General features: G+C 64.7%; 12 protein-coding genes. 8 read left to right on the plus strand and 4 right to left on the minus strand.

Going from position 1 to position 14,752, the window contains the following annotated elements; genetic code table 11:
• Window positions 1-4: 4 nt before the first annotated feature.
• Window positions 5-1,435 (minus strand): circularly permuted type 2 ATP-grasp protein, encoded by a 1,431-nt coding sequence (locus L0V05_RS09290; protein ID WP_406565969.1) that lies wholly within the window; start codon window positions 1,433-1,435, stop codon window positions 5-7.
• 143 nt (window positions 1,436-1,578) lie between these two features.
• Between L0V05_RS09290 and L0V05_RS09295 the strand changes: the two genes are divergently transcribed.
• The 5 genes from L0V05_RS09295 (at window position 1,579) to L0V05_RS09315 (ending at window position 8,481) form a co-directional block, all read left to right on the plus strand.
• Complete coding sequence (locus L0V05_RS09295; protein WP_234869830.1) at window positions 1,579-2,613, plus strand: ligase-associated DNA damage response exonuclease; 1,035 nt, start codon at window positions 1,579-1,581, stop codon at window positions 2,611-2,613.
• 76 nt (window positions 2,614-2,689) lie between these two features.
• Window positions 2,690-4,312 (plus strand): ATP-dependent DNA ligase, encoded by a 1,623-nt coding sequence (locus L0V05_RS09300; protein ID WP_234869831.1) that lies wholly within the window; start codon window positions 2,690-2,692, stop codon window positions 4,310-4,312.
• Between the two features lie 105 nt (window positions 4,313-4,417).
• The gene (locus tag L0V05_RS09305) at window positions 4,418-6,016 is read left to right on the plus strand and encodes an OpgD/OpgG family glucan biosynthesis protein (protein WP_234869832.1); all 1,599 of its coding nucleotides are present in this window, start codon (window positions 4,418-4,420) and stop codon (window positions 6,014-6,016) included.
• A gap of 165 nt (window positions 6,017-6,181) precedes the next feature.
• Complete coding sequence (locus L0V05_RS09310; RefSeq protein ID WP_234869833.1) at window positions 6,182-8,008, plus strand: M3 family oligoendopeptidase; 1,827 nt, start codon at window positions 6,182-6,184, stop codon at window positions 8,006-8,008.
• Window positions 8,005-8,481: a GNAT family N-acetyltransferase gene (locus L0V05_RS09315; RefSeq protein WP_234869834.1), complete on the plus strand. Its 477-nt coding sequence runs from the start codon at window positions 8,005-8,007 to the stop codon at window positions 8,479-8,481. The genes L0V05_RS09310 and L0V05_RS09315 overlap by 4 nt, the downstream gene beginning before the upstream one ends.
• A gap of 9 nt (window positions 8,482-8,490) precedes the next feature.
• On the opposite strand, the gene L0V05_RS09320 is transcribed toward L0V05_RS09315, so the two are convergent.
• The 3 genes from L0V05_RS09320 to L0V05_RS09330 all read right to left on the minus strand — a co-directional run bounded on the left by L0V05_RS09320 (window position 8,491) and on the right by L0V05_RS09330 (window position 11,740).
• Complete coding sequence (locus tag L0V05_RS09320; RefSeq protein ID WP_234869835.1) at window positions 8,491-9,483, minus strand: Gfo/Idh/MocA family protein; 993 nt, start codon at window positions 9,481-9,483, stop codon at window positions 8,491-8,493.
• Between the two features lie 159 nt (window positions 9,484-9,642).
• The gene (rpoH, locus tag L0V05_RS09325; RefSeq protein WP_234869836.1) at window positions 9,643-10,539 is read right to left on the minus strand and encodes an RNA polymerase sigma factor RpoH; all 897 of its coding nucleotides are present in this window, start codon (window positions 10,537-10,539) and stop codon (window positions 9,643-9,645) included.
• A gap of 148 nt (window positions 10,540-10,687) precedes the next feature.
• A complete protein-coding gene (locus L0V05_RS09330) occupies window positions 10,688-11,740 on the minus strand; it encodes an RluA family pseudouridine synthase (protein ID WP_234869837.1) in 1,053 nt (350 codons plus the stop codon).
• Between L0V05_RS09330 and L0V05_RS09335 the strand changes: the two genes are divergently transcribed.
• From L0V05_RS09335 to L0V05_RS09345, 3 genes are all read left to right on the plus strand, one after another.
• Window positions 11,727-12,053 (plus strand): DUF6476 family protein, encoded by a 327-nt coding sequence (locus L0V05_RS09335; RefSeq protein ID WP_234869838.1) that lies wholly within the window; start codon window positions 11,727-11,729, stop codon window positions 12,051-12,053. The genes L0V05_RS09330 and L0V05_RS09335 overlap by 14 nt on opposite strands.
• Before the next feature lie 102 nt (window positions 12,054-12,155).
• Window positions 12,156-13,607, plus strand: coding sequence for an amidase (locus L0V05_RS09340; protein WP_234869839.1), 1,452 nt, complete (start codon window positions 12,156-12,158; stop codon window positions 13,605-13,607).
• Between the two features lie 74 nt (window positions 13,608-13,681).
• A complete protein-coding gene (locus L0V05_RS09345; RefSeq protein ID WP_255683689.1) occupies window positions 13,682-14,752 on the plus strand; it encodes an ABC transporter ATP-binding protein in 1,071 nt (356 codons plus the stop codon).

A 14,752-nucleotide genomic window follows, 5' to 3' on the forward strand; every position in this document is an offset into this window, starting at 1 on the left:
ATCGTCACTCCGCCAGCACCCAGGTATCCTTGACGCCCCCGCCCTGGGACGAGTTGACGACCAGCGATCCCTCCTTGAGCGCCACTCGGGTCAGCCCGCCGGGGACCAGCTCGATACGCTCGCCGACAAGGCAATAGGGGCGCAGGTCCACGTGACGCGGCGCGATGCCCTGCTCGACAAAGGTTGGCACGGTCGACAGGGCCAGCGTCGGCTGGGCGATGTAGTTTCCGGGGTCGGCCTTGATCCGGTCGGCAAAGCCCGCGATCTGCTCGGCGGTCGATTTCGGCCCGACGAGCATCCCGTATCCGCCCGAGCCGTGGACCTCCTTCACGACAAGCTCGCCCAGATTCTCCAGCACATACTTGCAGTCATCGGCCTTGGCGCACTGCCATGTGGGCACGTTCTGCAGGATCGGTTCCTCGCCCAGATAGAAGCGGATCATCTCGGGCACGAAGGTGTACACGGCCTTGTCGTCGGCGACACCGGCCCCCGGCGCCGAGCAGATCGAGACGCCGCCCGATCGGTAGACATCCATCAGTCCCGGCACACCCAGCATCGAATCCGGGCGGAAGCACAGCGGGTCGATATAGGCGTCGTCGATCCGGCGATAGATCACGTCCACCTTGCGCGGGCCTTCGGTCGTGCGCATCCAGACGAATTCGCCCTCGACGAACAGATCCTGCCCCTCGACCAGTTCGACACCCATCAAGTCGGCAAGGAAGCTGTGTTCGTAATAGGCACTGTTGAAATGGCCCGGTGTCAGGATGACGATTGTCGGCTCGCTGTTGCATTTCGGCGGCGCCACGCTGGCCAGCGTCCGGCGCAGGAGGTCGGGGTAGCGGTCCACCGGTTCGATGCGGTTCTCGCGGAACAGTTCAGGGAACATCCGCATCATGATCTCGCGGTTTTCCAGCATGTAGCTGACGCCCGAAGGCGTGCGGCAGTTGTCCTCGAGCACGAAGAACTCGTCCGGGCCGGTCCGCACGAGGTCGATCCCGACAATATGAGAGTAGACGCCCTTGGGCGGCACGATCCCCGCCACGGCCTTTTCATAGGCGTCGTTCTGATAGACGAGCCGCGCCGGAATGCGCCCCGCGCGCACGATCTCGCCCCGGCCATAGACATCAAGAAGGAAGGCGTTCAGCGCCCGCGCCCGCTGCTTGATTCCGCGTTCCAGCCGGGTCCATTCAGCATTGGTGAAGACGCGCGGAAACATGTCGAAGGGGATCAGCCGGTCCGGGTCGCCCCCCTCGCCATAGACGGCGAAGGTAATCCCGATCCGGCGGAACAGCGATTCCGCCTCGGCCTGTTTCATCTGGCGCAATTCAGCGGGCATCGAACGGGTCCAGTCCTCGAGCCGCGCATACGGCAGTCGGACGGTGTCGCTCTGGTACATCTCGTTGAAGTAGGTGGTCAAAGCAGAGGCTTCCCCCATCGGTCCCTGAAGCCAGTTAATCAGCCCGACATGCGCCGCGAAAGGCCCCAAACCACCAATCAAGGGTGCGACATGTGCATTCGCCACTTTTTTGGGCAATCGCAGCCGCTGGCCGTGTTCGCGCCAGACGCTATCCTTGGCTCATGGCCCAGCAACCGCTCCTGACCTTCACCGACCGCGGCATCTGCTGCCCCGAGGGCGGATTCTACATCGACCCCTGGCGGCCGGTCGGTCGTGCGCTCATCACCCACGGCCATTCCGACCACGCCCGGCCCGGCCACGGCGCCTATCTTGCCACCGATGCCGCCGCCCCGGTCATTCGCCACCGGCTTGGTCCGATCCGGCTCGAGACGATCGGCTTCGGCGAGACCCGGCAGATCGGCGGCGTCACCGTCTCGTTCCATCCGGCGGGCCATGTGCCCGGCTCGGCGCAGATCCGGATCGAGCGCGGGGGCGAGGTCTGGGTGGTTTCAGGCGATTACAAAACTGAGCCTGACGGTCTGTCCGAACCCTTCGAGCCGGTCCTCTGCCATACCTTCATCAGCGAATGCACCTTCGGCCTGCCGGTCTTCCGATGGGCTCCGCAGCCAGAGGTGATGGCAAGAATCAATCGCTGGTGGGCGGCGAATGCCGCCGAAGGACGCATGTCTATCCTGGGCGCCTATGCGCTTGGGAAGGCACAGCGGCTGATGGCGGGGCTCGATCCCGGCATCGGTCCTCTCCTGACCCATGGCGCGGTCGAGGAAACCACGGCGATCCTGCGCGCGCAGGGCTATCCCTTGCCCGCCACAACCCGCGTCACGGCAGGCATCGACGCGAAATCCCATCCCGGCGCCCTGGTCATTGCCCCGCCGGGAGCCGAAGCGACACCCTGGGCCAACCGCTTCGGTGGTTATGCCAGCGCCTTTGTATCGGGCTGGATGCAGATACGCGGGATCCGCCGCCGTCGCGGCGCCTCGACCGGCTTCGTCCTGTCGGACCACGCCGATTGGCCAGGCTTGAATACTGCCATCCGCGAAACCGGCGCGACGCGGGTCTATGTCACCCATGGCTATACGCAGATCTTTCGTCGCTGGCTGGCGGATCAGGGCTACGACGCCGGCATCGTCGCGACCGAGTATGAAGGCGAAGGCATCGAAGCGCCCGCCGATCCCCTGGTGGAGGCGGCAGCAGAATGAACTCCGTTTTCATTCTTTCGTTCGGAAGCATCCTCGCGGGGCGCGGGGGGCAGGAAGCCCCCTGTCGCGACCAGCCATGAAGCGCTTCGCCCGGCTCTTCGCGGCGCTCGACGCCACCACGCGCACCTCGGAAAAGACCGCGGCACTGGCTGCCTATTTCCGCGAGGCCCCGGAAGAGGATCGGCTCTGGACTATCGCGCTGCTCTCAGGCCGCCGCCCGAAGCGGGCCGTGACAGCGACAGAGCTGGCGCAATGGGCGGCCGATGCTGCGGGCCTGCCCTACTGGCTGTTCGAGGAAACCTATCCGGTGGTTGGCGATCTGGCCGAGACCATCGCGCTGATCCTGCCGCCGCCCGTCCAGACGGAGACACGCAGCCTTTCCGACCACCTGACGACCCTGCTGCGTCTGACCGGGCATCCTGCCGACGAGCGACGCGCGGCCATCGTGAGCGCATGGGCAGGGATGGAGCAGGACGAGCGGTTCCTCTTCAACAAGCTCATCACCGGCGGATTTCGCATGGGGGTCAGCCAGGGCTTGATGACCCGCGCTCTCGCCCAGGCGACCGGCCTGCCCGAAACAGAACTGGCGCATCGCCTGATGGGCGACTGGACCCCTGCACGGACCAGCTATGCGGCACTGATCCTATCGAATGAGGGAACGGGGTCAGGGGCACAGCCCTATCCCTTTGCCCTCGCCTCGCCGCTCGAGGCGGACGCGCCCACACTCGGACCGCCTGCCGACTGGTTTGCCGAATGGAAATGGGACGGCATCCGTGGCCAGCTGGTCCGCCGGCGCGGGGCCTTCGCGCTTTGGTCGCGCGGCGAGGATCTCATCACCGACCGCTTTCCCGAATTCGCCCCGCTTGCCGACTTCCTGCCAGAAGGAACCGTGATCGACGGCGAGGTGCTGGCCTGGGGCGCGGGCAACCCCCTGCCCTTCGCCGCGCTTCAGACCCGGATCGGCCGCAAGAACGTGCCCAGGAAGGTCCTGGCAGAGGCTCCGGCCCGCCTGCTCGCCTATGACCTTCTGGAGGCCGATGGCAATGACCTGCGCGCAGCCCCCTTTGCACAACGCCGATCGCGACTCGAGGCGATCGTGGCCGCGTTGCCCCCTGACATACCCCTAGGTCTGTCTCCGGAAGTGCCCTTCACCGACTGGAGCGCTCTGGCGGAGACACGGCTCGGCGCGCGCGAGGCGGTGGCCGAAGGCCTGATGCTCAAGCGCCGGACGTCGCCCTATTTCACCGGGCGCAAGCGCGGCGACTGGTGGAAGTGGAAGCTCGATCCCTTCACCGTCGATGCCGTCATGCTCTATGCGCAGGCCGGGCACGGCCGCCGAGCCTCGCTTTTCACCGACTTCACTTTTGCGGTCCGTGACGGCGATCACCTTGTCCCCTTCGCAAAGGCTTATTCAGGCCTGACCGACGACGAGTTCGCCGAGATCACCCGTTGGGTTCGGCAGAATACTCTCGAACGATTTGGCCCGGTGCGGCGGGTCACGCCGGAACTGGTGTTCGAGCTGGCGTTCGAAGGCATCCAGGCGTCCTCTCGCCACAAGTCGGGGATCGCCCTTCGCTTCCCGCGAATGCTGCGCTGGCGGAGGGACAAGCCGGTCGCCGAGATCGACACCCTTGACGGGCTCAAGGCGCTGCTCGCCTCGGTGAGCGACCGCGGTCAACCTTCGAACACGGGCGCGTGACGACTGTTCACGCGCCGCCTGCCGCTTGCTATCTGGTGGCGATGCGAATCGGGCACCGGGCATGGATTGGCCCGGTCCTGCCACCCTGACTGCAAGGAGTTCGTCGTGGACAGCTTCCGACCCGACCGTCGTGACATTCTGCAAGCCGCTCTGGCTGCCGGCGGCTTTTTCCTGCTGCCGCGCGCCGCGCGCGCCCAAACCGCCGGAGCCGCAAGCGAGCCGACCCCCTTCTCGTTCGACATCCTGAAGGAGATGGCCCGGACCCTGGCACAGCAGCCCTGGACCGCGCCGAAGATCCCCGACGACAAGGTGCTGGAAGAGATCGACTACGACCGCCACAACCAGATCACCTTCCGCAAGGAGCACACGCTTTGGCTGAACCAGGGCAACACCTCGCCGGTGCAGCCCTTCTTCCCGGGCCGCTATTTCAAGACCCCGGTCCGCATCCACACGGTCGAGAACGGGATGGCGACGGAATGGCCTTTCTCGCTCGACCTCTTTGACATCCCAGAAGACAATCCGGCCCGGAACCTGACCCATACCACTGGCTTCGCGGGTTTCCACGTCATGGATGCCAAGACCGGCCTCGACTGGATGGCACTGCTCGGCGCCTCTTACTGGCGGACGTCTGGCTACAGCGGCCAGTTCGGCATGTCGGTTCGCGGTCTTGCCATCGACAGCGGTATGTCGGACCGCCCCGAGGAATTCCCGCTTTTCACCAGGTTCTGGCTGGAACCGTCCACCGACGGGGCGATTACCATCTGGGCGCTGATGGAAAGCCAGAGCGTGACCGGTGCCTATCAGATCATCTCGCATCGCGACCATGGCGTGATCCAGGACGTGACGGCCACGATCTATCTTCGCGCCGATGTCGCGCGGCTGGGCATCGCTCCGCTGACCTCGATGTTCTGGTATGGCAAGCACAACCGCTTCGCCGCCGCGGACTGGCGCCCCGAGATCCATGACAGCGATGGGCTCGAGATCATCACCGGCACAGGCGAGCGCATCTGGAGGCCACTGAACGACCCGCCGCGCACGATGGTGAACAACTTTGTTTCGCCGAACGTGAAAGGCTTTGGCCTGATGCAGCGAGAGCGCGATTTCCAGCAATATCAAGATGATGGCGTCTTTTATGAAAAGCGCGCAAGCGTCTGGGTCGAACCCAAGGGAGACTGGGGCGACGGTAGTGTCACGCTCGTGGAGCTATCGACCAATGACGAGATTCACGACAACATCGTGGCCTTCTGGCAACCCGGCCCGGCCGCGAAGGCAGGCAAAAGCTATGACCTGTCCTATCGCCTGACCTGGATGGAAAACAGCCCGGTTCCCCCGATCTCGGCCCGTTTCATTGCCGTGCGCATCGGCTCGGGCGGCATTCCCGGTCAGCCGCGCCCGCCGAAGACCGTGCGGGTGGCCTGCGATTTCGAAGGGACCGGACTCGAAGGTCTGGGCCGCGGCGACGGCGTGACCGTCAACGTCACGACATCGCGGGGGAAGGTCTCGAAAGAGGTGGCCTATCCGGTAGTCAGCACCGATTATTGGCGCGCGATGTTCGATCTCGATTTCGCCGATGTACCAACAGGGGACGACACACCGATCGACATCCGGCTGTTTGTCAGCCACGAGGACAAGGCCAAGACCGAGACGCTTCTGCTGCAGCTTTTCCCGTCGCAGATGGACCGCATCTTGGCGATGTCGCCCTGACGCTCGGCGGTGGAGTGGGGGTTTTCCACCCCCACACCCCCGGAGGATATTTGAGAACAGAAGAAGACGCGATGACGCGCTTTTGCTCTGGTCTTTGCGGCAGGGCGGGTTGTCTTTTCCCTGCCCCGCCCCCTAGATCGGGGCAGGCCACGCAATGAGGTTCCCATGACGCTTCCCCTGTCCCGCCCCGTTTTTGAAGCCAATGCCGTCAGCGGCGGTCAGGGCGACCTGCCGGACTGGGACCTGACCGATCTCTATGCCGCGCCGGACGCGCCGGAGTTCGAGCGGGACATGGCGCAGGTCGAGACCGACTGTGCAAGCTTCGCCGCCGACTACGCAGGCAAGCTTGCAACGCTCGATGCGTCGGGCCTGCTCGATTGCGTCCGTCGCTACGAGGCGATCGACGTGACCGCCGGGCGGATCATGTCCTATGCGGGCCTGCGCTATTACCAGAACACCATGGACAGCGAGCGCGCCAAGTTCATGGCCGACGCTCAGGACAGGATCACCAACGCGACCACGCCGCTGGTGTTTTTCACGCTGGAGTTCAACCGCCTGGACGAGGCGCATCTGGCCGGGCTGCTGGCACAGAATGCCGACCTTGCCCGCTACAAGCCCGTCTTCGACCGGATGCGGGCGATGCGCCCCTATCAGCTCTCGGACGAGCTGGAGAAGTTCCTGCACGACAACTCGGTTGTCGGAGCTTCAGCCTGGAACAAGCTCTTCGATGAAACGACCGCGGGGCTGATGTTCAAGGTCGCGGGTGAGGAGGAAGAGCTGAGCCTCGAAGCGACGCTCAACCTCTTGACCGACGCCGACCGCACGAAACGCGAAGCAGGGGCGCGGGCGCTGGCTGAAGTTTTCGACAAGAATATCAAGCTCTTCTCGCGCTTTCATAACACTTTGGCGAAGGAGAAGGAGGTCGAGGACCGCTGGCGCAAGATGCCGACGCCCCAGACCGCCCGGCACCTGTCGAACCATGTCGAACCGGAGGTGGTCGAGGCGCTGCGCAATGCGGTCGTCGCGGCCTATCCGAAGCTCAGCCACCGTTATTACCGGCTCAAGGCCAAATGGATGGGGCTGGACAAGCTGCAGGTCTGGGATCGCAACGCCCCCCTGCCGATCGACACGCCGAAGACCGTCGGCTGGGACGAGGCGACGAAGACCGTGCTCGATGCCTATGCGGCTTTCGATCCACGCATGGCCGACCTTGCACAGCCCTTCTTCCGCAAGGGCTGGATCGATGCGGGCGTGAAGCCGGGCAAGGCGCCGGGCGCCTTCGCGCATCCGACCGTCACGACAGTGCATCCTTACGTCATGCTGAACTACCTCGGCAAACCGCGCGACGTGATGACGCTGGCCCATGAGCTTGGCCACGGCGTGCATCAGGTGCTGGCGGCAGGTCAGGGTGAGCTTCTGTCCTCCACCCCCCTCACGCTGGCCGAGACGGCAAGCGTGTTCGGCGAGATGCTGACCTTCCGCAAGCTTCTGGACGGCGCAAAGACCCCGGCCGAGCGCAAGACGCTGCTGGCCGGCAAGGTCGAGGACATGATCAACACGGTCGTGCGCCAGATCGCCTTCTACGATTTCGAATGCAAGCTGCACGCGGCACGGCGCGAGGGTGAGCTCACGCCTGACGACATAAACGCGCTTTGGATGAGCGTGCAGGCGCAGAGCCTTGGCGATGCGTTCGAATTCATGGACGGGTACGAGACCTTCTGGGCTTATATCCCGCATTTCGTCCATTCGCCGTTCTACGTCTATGCCTATGCCTTTGGCGACGGGTTGGTGAACGCGCTTTACGCGGTCTATGCCGAGGGCAAGCCGGGATTCCAGGACCTTTACTTCGACATGCTCAAGGCGGGCGGATCGAAGCACCACAAGGAGCTTCTGGCGCCCTTCGGCCTGGATGCGACCGATCCGAAGTTCTGGGACAAGGGCCTGTCGATGATCGCAGGCTTCATTGACGAGCTGGAACAGATCGAAGCGTGAGCGTCGGATTCGAACGGCTGTTTCCCGGCGACGGGGCGCGGATCGCCCATCTTGCGCTTGGTCCCGGACCGGACGCCTTCACGGCTGAGCCTGTCGCGCGGCTTGCGGCGCTTGGCCCGGGCGAAGGGGCATGGGCTGTCGTCGCGGACGGCATCGTTGTCGGCTTTTTCGTTCTCGACCGAAACCTGTCGGGCGAGCACCCCTATGCGCGCGCCGGGGATGTCGTCCTGCGCTCACTTCTGATCGACGCGAAACAGCAAGGGCGCGGGCTGGGTCGGGCGGCGATGGCGGCCCTGCCCGGGCTGGTCGCAACCGCACATCCCGGCACGGCTTCGATCGTGCTGACCGTGAATGTCCGAAACTCTGCCGCCCGAAGCGCCTATCTGCGGGCCGGTTTCCTCGACGAGGGCGAGCTTTATCTGGGCGGGCGGTCGGGGCCGCAGCATGTCATGCGGCTTGCGATCCCGGCCTGACCCGGTTTCTCAGATCGGCTTGGCGACCTCGAACACGCGGTCGATCATCTCCTGCGTCTTGCGGCTCCATTCGAGCGGGCAGGGATAGGGTTCGCCGGTCACGACCGAGCGGCTGAAGGCCTCGACCTGCAGCTTGTACTGCCGCGCATCGGGGAAGCGGTCGACGGTAACCGACAGGCCGGGGCGGTGCAGTTCCACACGCGCCTCGCCGTAGACGTTGGCGTTGTAGGGGGCGGTCAGACGGATAAGGCCCTTCGTGCCGTGATACGTCACCTCCTGCCGGACGAAGAGACGCATCGAAGTCATCGAACCATATGTGAAGCGGCCCTGCGGCCCTTCGAACTCGCCCTCGATCTGGGCAAAGACATCGACGCCGTTCTCGGTGCGGATGCGGGCGGTCAGCGTATCGAGCAGTGGTTCCGCGCCTGTCACGAAACGGGCCGAGCCAATGGTATAGACGCCGATATCGGGCAGGCTACCGCCACCGGTTTCGGGACGGTTGCGGATGTTGCCGGGATCGGTGCGGTTGTCGTAGCTGAAGGCGCTATCGACATGCTCGACCCGGCCGATTGCGCCTTCGTCAACATATTGCTTGGCCCGCAGGAATTGCGGGTGCTGGATGATCATGAACGCCTCGGCGGCCAGCAGCCCGGTTTTGTCTCGCAGGCTGATGATCTCGTCGAATTCCGACGCCTTCATGGTCAGCGGTTTTTCGGTCAGCACATGCTTGCCCGAGAGAAGCGCCTTCTTCGTCCATTCGACATGGAGCGTATTCGGCAGCGGAATGTAGACCGCGTCGATCTCGGGATCGGAGAGCAGCGCGTCGTAGCTCGAATGCACTTTGAGATCGGGATTGAAGGCCAGGAAGGGCTTAGCCTTCGCGGGGTCCGAAGTGGCGAGCGCAAGGAAGCGGGCGCCTTCGGCGGCATGGATGGCCGGAGCCATCTGTTCCCTGGCGAAATTCGCGGCGCCGAGGACGCCCCAGTTGACGACGCGTGTCATTTCTAATCCCTCCCTCGACATGGAAACACCCGCGACGCTATCCGAGCGTCGCGGGTGTGGGAAACGGTAAATGGGCGCCGCTGATGCGATTTCTCTATGGAAGATATCGCTTCGCCTGGCTCATTCCTTGATTTTTCGTAGAAAAATCTTTGGCTTGGCCTAAGCGTCGATCAGCATGCCCTTGCCGCGGGCCAGTTCCTTCATCTTCGACTGGAGTTTCTCGAAAGCGCGGACCTCGATCTGGCGGATGCGCTCGCGACTGACGCCGTAGCTTTCCGACAGTTCCTCTAGCGTCACCGGGTTGTCCGACAGTCGCCGCTGTACAAGGATGTCGCGTTCGCGCTCGTTCAGGGCGCCCATGGCCTGCACCAGCAACTCGCGGCGTGCGTCAAGCTCGTCGCGCTCGGCATAGGCGCCGGCCTGGTCAGCGTCCTCGTCCTCGAGCCAGTCCTGCCACTGCGTCGTGCCTTCCCCATCCGAGCCAACTGTCGCGTTCAGCGAGGCGTCGGAGCCCGCGAGACGGCGGTTCATGTCGATGACCTCGGTTTCGGTCACGTTCAGGTCCTTGGCGATCTGGGCCACGTTCTCGGGGCGCAGGTCACCCTCTTCCAATGCCCCGAGCTTGGCCTTGGCCTTGCGCAGGTTGAAGAACAGCTTCTTCTGTGCCGAAGTGGTGCCAAGCTTCACCAAGCTCCAGGACCGCAGGATGTATTCCTGGATCGAAGCGCGGATCCACCACATGGCATAGGTCGCCAGGCGGAAGCCCTTCTCGGGATCGAAACGCTTGACGGCTTGCATCAGGCCGACATTGGCCTCGGAAATCACCTCGGCCTGGGGCAGGCCATAGCCGCGATAACCCATGGCGATCTTGGCGGCGAGCCGCAGATGGCTTGTCACCAGCTTGTGCGCCGCGGCCGGATCCTCGTGATCGACCCACCGCTTGGCGAGCATGTATTCTTCTTCCGGTTCCAGCAGCGGAAACTTGCGGATTTCCTGCAGATACCGGTTCAGGCCCTGTTCGGGACTGGGGGCAGGCAGATTGGTGTAAGTGCTCATCGACCCTCCTCGTTCCGCTTCGGTTCTGACGCCGCGGAAACCGTGGACTTAGGAATGCGAACTTCCCTGATCAAGTAGGAAGTGAACCAATCGGTTTAACAAAATATGAACCGCTTTCCGTTGCAGTGAAAGACCTGACTTCGTGCGCTCATGCGGAAGTGACTGCGCGTAACAATCGGATCAGATCTTCCATGTCGGACGGCAAAGGCGAGGCAAACTGCAGCCATTCCCCTGTCACCGGATGCGCGAAGCCAAGCGTCGCGGCATGGAGCGCCTGACGCGGAAAGCTGTTCGCCGCCATGGCAGCGACGTCACCCACCGCCTTCGCGGCGAGGCGACGACGGCCACCATAAGTCTGGTCGCCGATCAGGGCATGGCCGACATGGGACAAGTGCACCCGGATCTGATGGGTCCGGCCGGTTTCCAGCCAGCATTCGACAAGCCCCGCGGCAGGCGGGGCGCCGAACTGCTCCACGACGCGGGCACGCGTTACGGCGTGGCGGCCCCCGCCTTCGGTCACCGCCTGCCGCTGTCGATCAGTGCGGTGCCGCGCAAGCTGGGTGGCGATCTTCAGGATGCCGCCGGATTCGAAGCTGACACCACGGATGCCCCGCAGGCGCGGGTCGGCGGCGTCAGGTACGCCGTGAACAAGGGCAAGGTAGTGCCGCTCGACGCTGTGCGCCTCGAACTGCGCAGCCAGCCCATGATGGGCCCGGTCGGACTTGGCCACGACCAGAAGGCCCGACGTGTCCTTGTCGATGCGGTGGACGATACCTGGTCGCTTCTCGCCCCCTACGCCCGAGAGGCGACCGCCGAAATGGTGAAGTAGCGCATTGACGAGCGTGCCCGAGGACGAGCCCGGTGCGGGATGGACGACCATGCCGACCGGTTTGTCGATGACGATCAGATCATCATCCTCCCAAAGGATTGTCAGGGGGATGTCCTCGGCCTGCGTCGCGGTCTCGACGGCATCCTCGATGGCAATCTCGATCACGTCGCCTTCGGATACGCGGGTCTTGGGATCGGCCAGCACCCGCCCTTCCCGGGTCACCGCCCCCTCGGCGATCATCCCTGCAAGACGCGAGCGCGACAGCGCCGCTTCCTCTGGCACGTCACGCGCGAGCGCCTTATCAAGGCGGTCGGGGGGTGCTGCCCCGATCACCACCGACAGGATGCGGGCCTCTGGCATGAAATCGGACATCGATGCTGCTCCGGCGGCGGAAGGGCTTCCGCCCAGCCTGAAATTTCTCAAGGCGCTCGTCATCCTGCTGACGATCACGATGATCGTGGGGGTCATAACCGTCGTCGGGCTGCTTGTCACCCGGATGCCGAAGGCGCCGGGGGGGCTACCGCCGCTGCCTGCCGACATTCGCCTGCCGGAAGGCGCAAGCGCCACGGCCTTCACGCAAGGCAAAGGCTGGATCGCGGTGGTGACAGCCGATGACCGGATCCTGATCTTCGACCGCCTGACCGGCGCGCTGAAACAGACGGTCCAAATCCGGACAGGCGGCTGAACGCAAGGGGCGCTGCGCAAATGCGACGGCGGGTGGCGGAAACGGATGGGCATTGCCACCGCCCGCATGCAGCAATGCCGCAGGCACGTACAGGAGCAGCGGATGGGGATGGTCGATATCGGCGGCATGGACGCAACCGCGGTGGCGGGTCTCGTGGCGCGCGGAGAGGTTTCTGCGGAGGAGCTGCTGGACCAGGCGCTGGAAGCGGTCACGCGGCTGAACCCGAAGCTGAATGCCGTGGTGCTGATCCAGGAAGACGTGGCTCGGCGCGCCATTGCGCAGGGCCTGCCCCGTGGCCCGTTCCGGGGCGTGCCTTTTTTGCTGAAGGACCTGGGCGCAGAGGCGAAGGATTTTCCATCGCATAACGGGTCACGGCTTCTGGCCAACACGGTCTATGGCAAGGATTCGTCAATCTGGCTGCGCATGCGCGCAACTGGGGTCGCAACCTTCGGCCGGACCACCTCGCCCGAAGGCGGAATCGGCGCCGCGACCGAATCGGCCGTCTATGGCGGACCGACCCGGAACCCCTGGAACCTTGACCATACATCTGGCGGTTCCTCGGGCGGCGCGGGAGCGGCTGTTGCGGCTGGGATCGTGCCGTTCGCGCATGGCTCGGATGGTGGCGGGTCGGTTCGGATCCCGGCCTCGTCCTGCGGGCTGTTCGGCTTCAAGCCGACGCGTGCGCGATTGCCGGACGGACCCTATGCCGGCGAAGGCTGGGCCGGCATGGCCATCGACGGGTTCCTCACCAAGTCGGTGCGCGACACGGCAACGATGCTTGACGCCTGCGAAGGCGCAGATCTTGGCGCGCCCTACTGGGCGCCACCGCTTGGCCGGGGCTATGCCGCCGCGATCTCGCGTCCGCCGCGCCGCCTGCGAATCGCGGTCTGCGAGACCACCTTTACCGGAACACCCATTGATCCCGCGTGCCGCAAGGCGGTGCATGAGGCGGCGGCACTTCTGTCCGGTCTCGGCCACCACGTCGAACACGGGCGGCCGACTGCGGACGTCCCGGGCATGATGAGCGCCTGGACCGACATCGTCGCGATCGGGACCGCTCTGGGTATCCGCAAGGCGTTGGGCGGCAGACCGCTGACGCCCGACCTTGTCGAGGGCGTCGGGCGGGGGGCCGTGGCACATGCCGCCTCGCTCGCCCCGGATCGCTATCTGGAGGCGGTGGGCAAGATCCATGATTTCGGGCGGGAGATGGCGGCCTTTTTCGACCCCGAGGACGGGATCGGCCCGGATATTCTGCTGTCGGCCACGCTGGCGGAGCCACCGGCAAAGGTCGGGCGGTTCTCGCATGATACCGAGGATTATGTGGCTTACCGCACCGGCCCCCACGGCATCTTTGCCTATTCGCCCTTCTGCGCCGTCTTCAACGCCAGCGGCCAGCCTGCCGCCTCGCTTCCCCTGCACTGGACGCCCGATGGCCTTCCGGTCGGCGTGCATCTCGCCGCACGCTTTGGTGCCGACGAACAGCTCATCGCGCTTTGTGCCGAATTGGAAGCGGCCCGCCCATGGATCGGGCGCCGGGCACCGGTTCATGCTTGATCCTGTCGCTATGGGCTTGCCAAAGCCGAAAGCTGGCCCGTAGCATATGATCAAAAAGCCGGGGAGTTAGGCCATTGACCACAGACGTCGCGGTGGAAGCCCGCAACGCCGTGAAAGCCTTCGGACAGGGCGAAACCGCGGTCCGGGCGCTTGATGATGTTTCGATCCAGATCAGGAAGGCTGAGTTCTTTACGCTGCTCGGACCGTCGGGTTGCGGCAAGACGACGCTCCTGCGCCTGATCGCGGGCTTCGAGACGCCGACTTCGGGCCAGATCCTGCTGGACGGCAAGGACATCACCAACGACCCGCCGAACAAGCGCCCGGTCAACACGGTGTTCCAGAGCTATGCGCTGTTCCCGCATCTGAGCGTGGCCCAGAACATCGCCTTCGGGCTCGAGATGCTCGGGCGGCCCAGGGCCGAGATTACCAAGACAGTCGAGCGGATGCTGGCCTTGGTGAAGCTTGAGGCAATGGCGGGGCGCAAGACCTCGCAACTGTCCGGTGGCCAGCAGCAGCGGGTGGCGCTGGCCAGGGCGCTGGCGCCGCAGCCGAAGGTCCTGCTGCTGGACGAGCCGCTCTCGGCACTCGACTACAAGTTGCGCAAGGAGATGCAGCTGGAACTGAAGCGGCTGCAGACCGAAACGGGCATCACCTTCATCTTCGTGACTCACGATCAGGAAGAGGCGCTGACGATGTCGGACCGCATCGCGGTCATGAGCGCGGGCCACATCCAGCAGATCGGCGGGCCGCGCGAAATCTACACCCGTCCGGTGAACCGCTTTGTCGCCGACTTCATCGGCGAGACGAATTTCCTGTCGGGTGAAGCGGGAGAAGGCCGCGTGACGCTTGCCAGCGGCGACGTGGTCCAGGTCGAGGGCGCCGAAGGCCGCAAAGGCAAGGTCACGGTGGTCATCCGGCCAGAACAGGTTCGGCTGGCGGAAGCCGGTGCGGCAGAGACGATTCCGGCAACGGTGGAAAGCCTCGTCTATTTCGGCACCGATACCCATTGCCATCTGCGCCTGAAGGACGGGACCGAGATGGTCGCGCGCCTGCAAAGCCCGGCCTCGGGCGAGGCGGGGCTCCAGCAGGGCCAGTCGGTCGGCCTACGCTTTGCACCGGGCGCCGCGCGCGTCCTGGAGGATTGA

It is taken from the genome of Alitabrizicola rongguiensis (genome assembly GCF_021491355.1).
Lineage (GTDB): Bacteria > Pseudomonadota > Alphaproteobacteria > Rhodobacterales > Rhodobacteraceae > Aliitabrizicola > Aliitabrizicola rongguiensis.

What these genes read in the sequence shown, in the direction of transcription:
- L0V05_RS09300 (WP_234869831.1), top strand. Translation starts at nt 2,690, where the DNA reads ATGAAGCGCTTCGCCCGGCTCTTCGCGGCGCTCGACGCCACCACGCGC.
- rpoH (WP_234869836.1), bottom strand. Translation starts at nt 10,539, where the DNA reads ATGAGCACTTACACCAATCTGCCTGCCCCCAGTCCCGAACAGGGCCTG.
- L0V05_RS09335 (WP_234869838.1), top strand. Translation starts at nt 11,727, where the DNA reads ATGAAATCGGACATCGATGCTGCTCCGGCGGCGGAAGGGCTTCCGCCC.
- L0V05_RS09330 (WP_234869837.1), bottom strand. Translation starts at nt 11,740, where the DNA reads ATGTCCGATTTCATGCCAGAGGCCCGCATCCTGTCGGTGGTGATCGGG.
- L0V05_RS09295 (WP_234869830.1), top strand. Translation starts at nt 1,579, where the DNA reads ATGGCCCAGCAACCGCTCCTGACCTTCACCGACCGCGGCATCTGCTGC.
- L0V05_RS09310 (WP_234869833.1), top strand. Translation starts at nt 6,182, where the DNA reads ATGACGCTTCCCCTGTCCCGCCCCGTTTTTGAAGCCAATGCCGTCAGC.
- L0V05_RS09290 (WP_406565969.1), bottom strand. Translation starts at nt 1,435, where the DNA reads ATGGGGGAAGCCTCTGCTTTGACCACCTACTTCAACGAGATGTACCAG.
- L0V05_RS09340 (WP_234869839.1), top strand. Translation starts at nt 12,156, where the DNA reads ATGGGGATGGTCGATATCGGCGGCATGGACGCAACCGCGGTGGCGGGT.
- L0V05_RS09320 (WP_234869835.1), bottom strand. Translation starts at nt 9,483, where the DNA reads ATGACACGCGTCGTCAACTGGGGCGTCCTCGGCGCCGCGAATTTCGCC.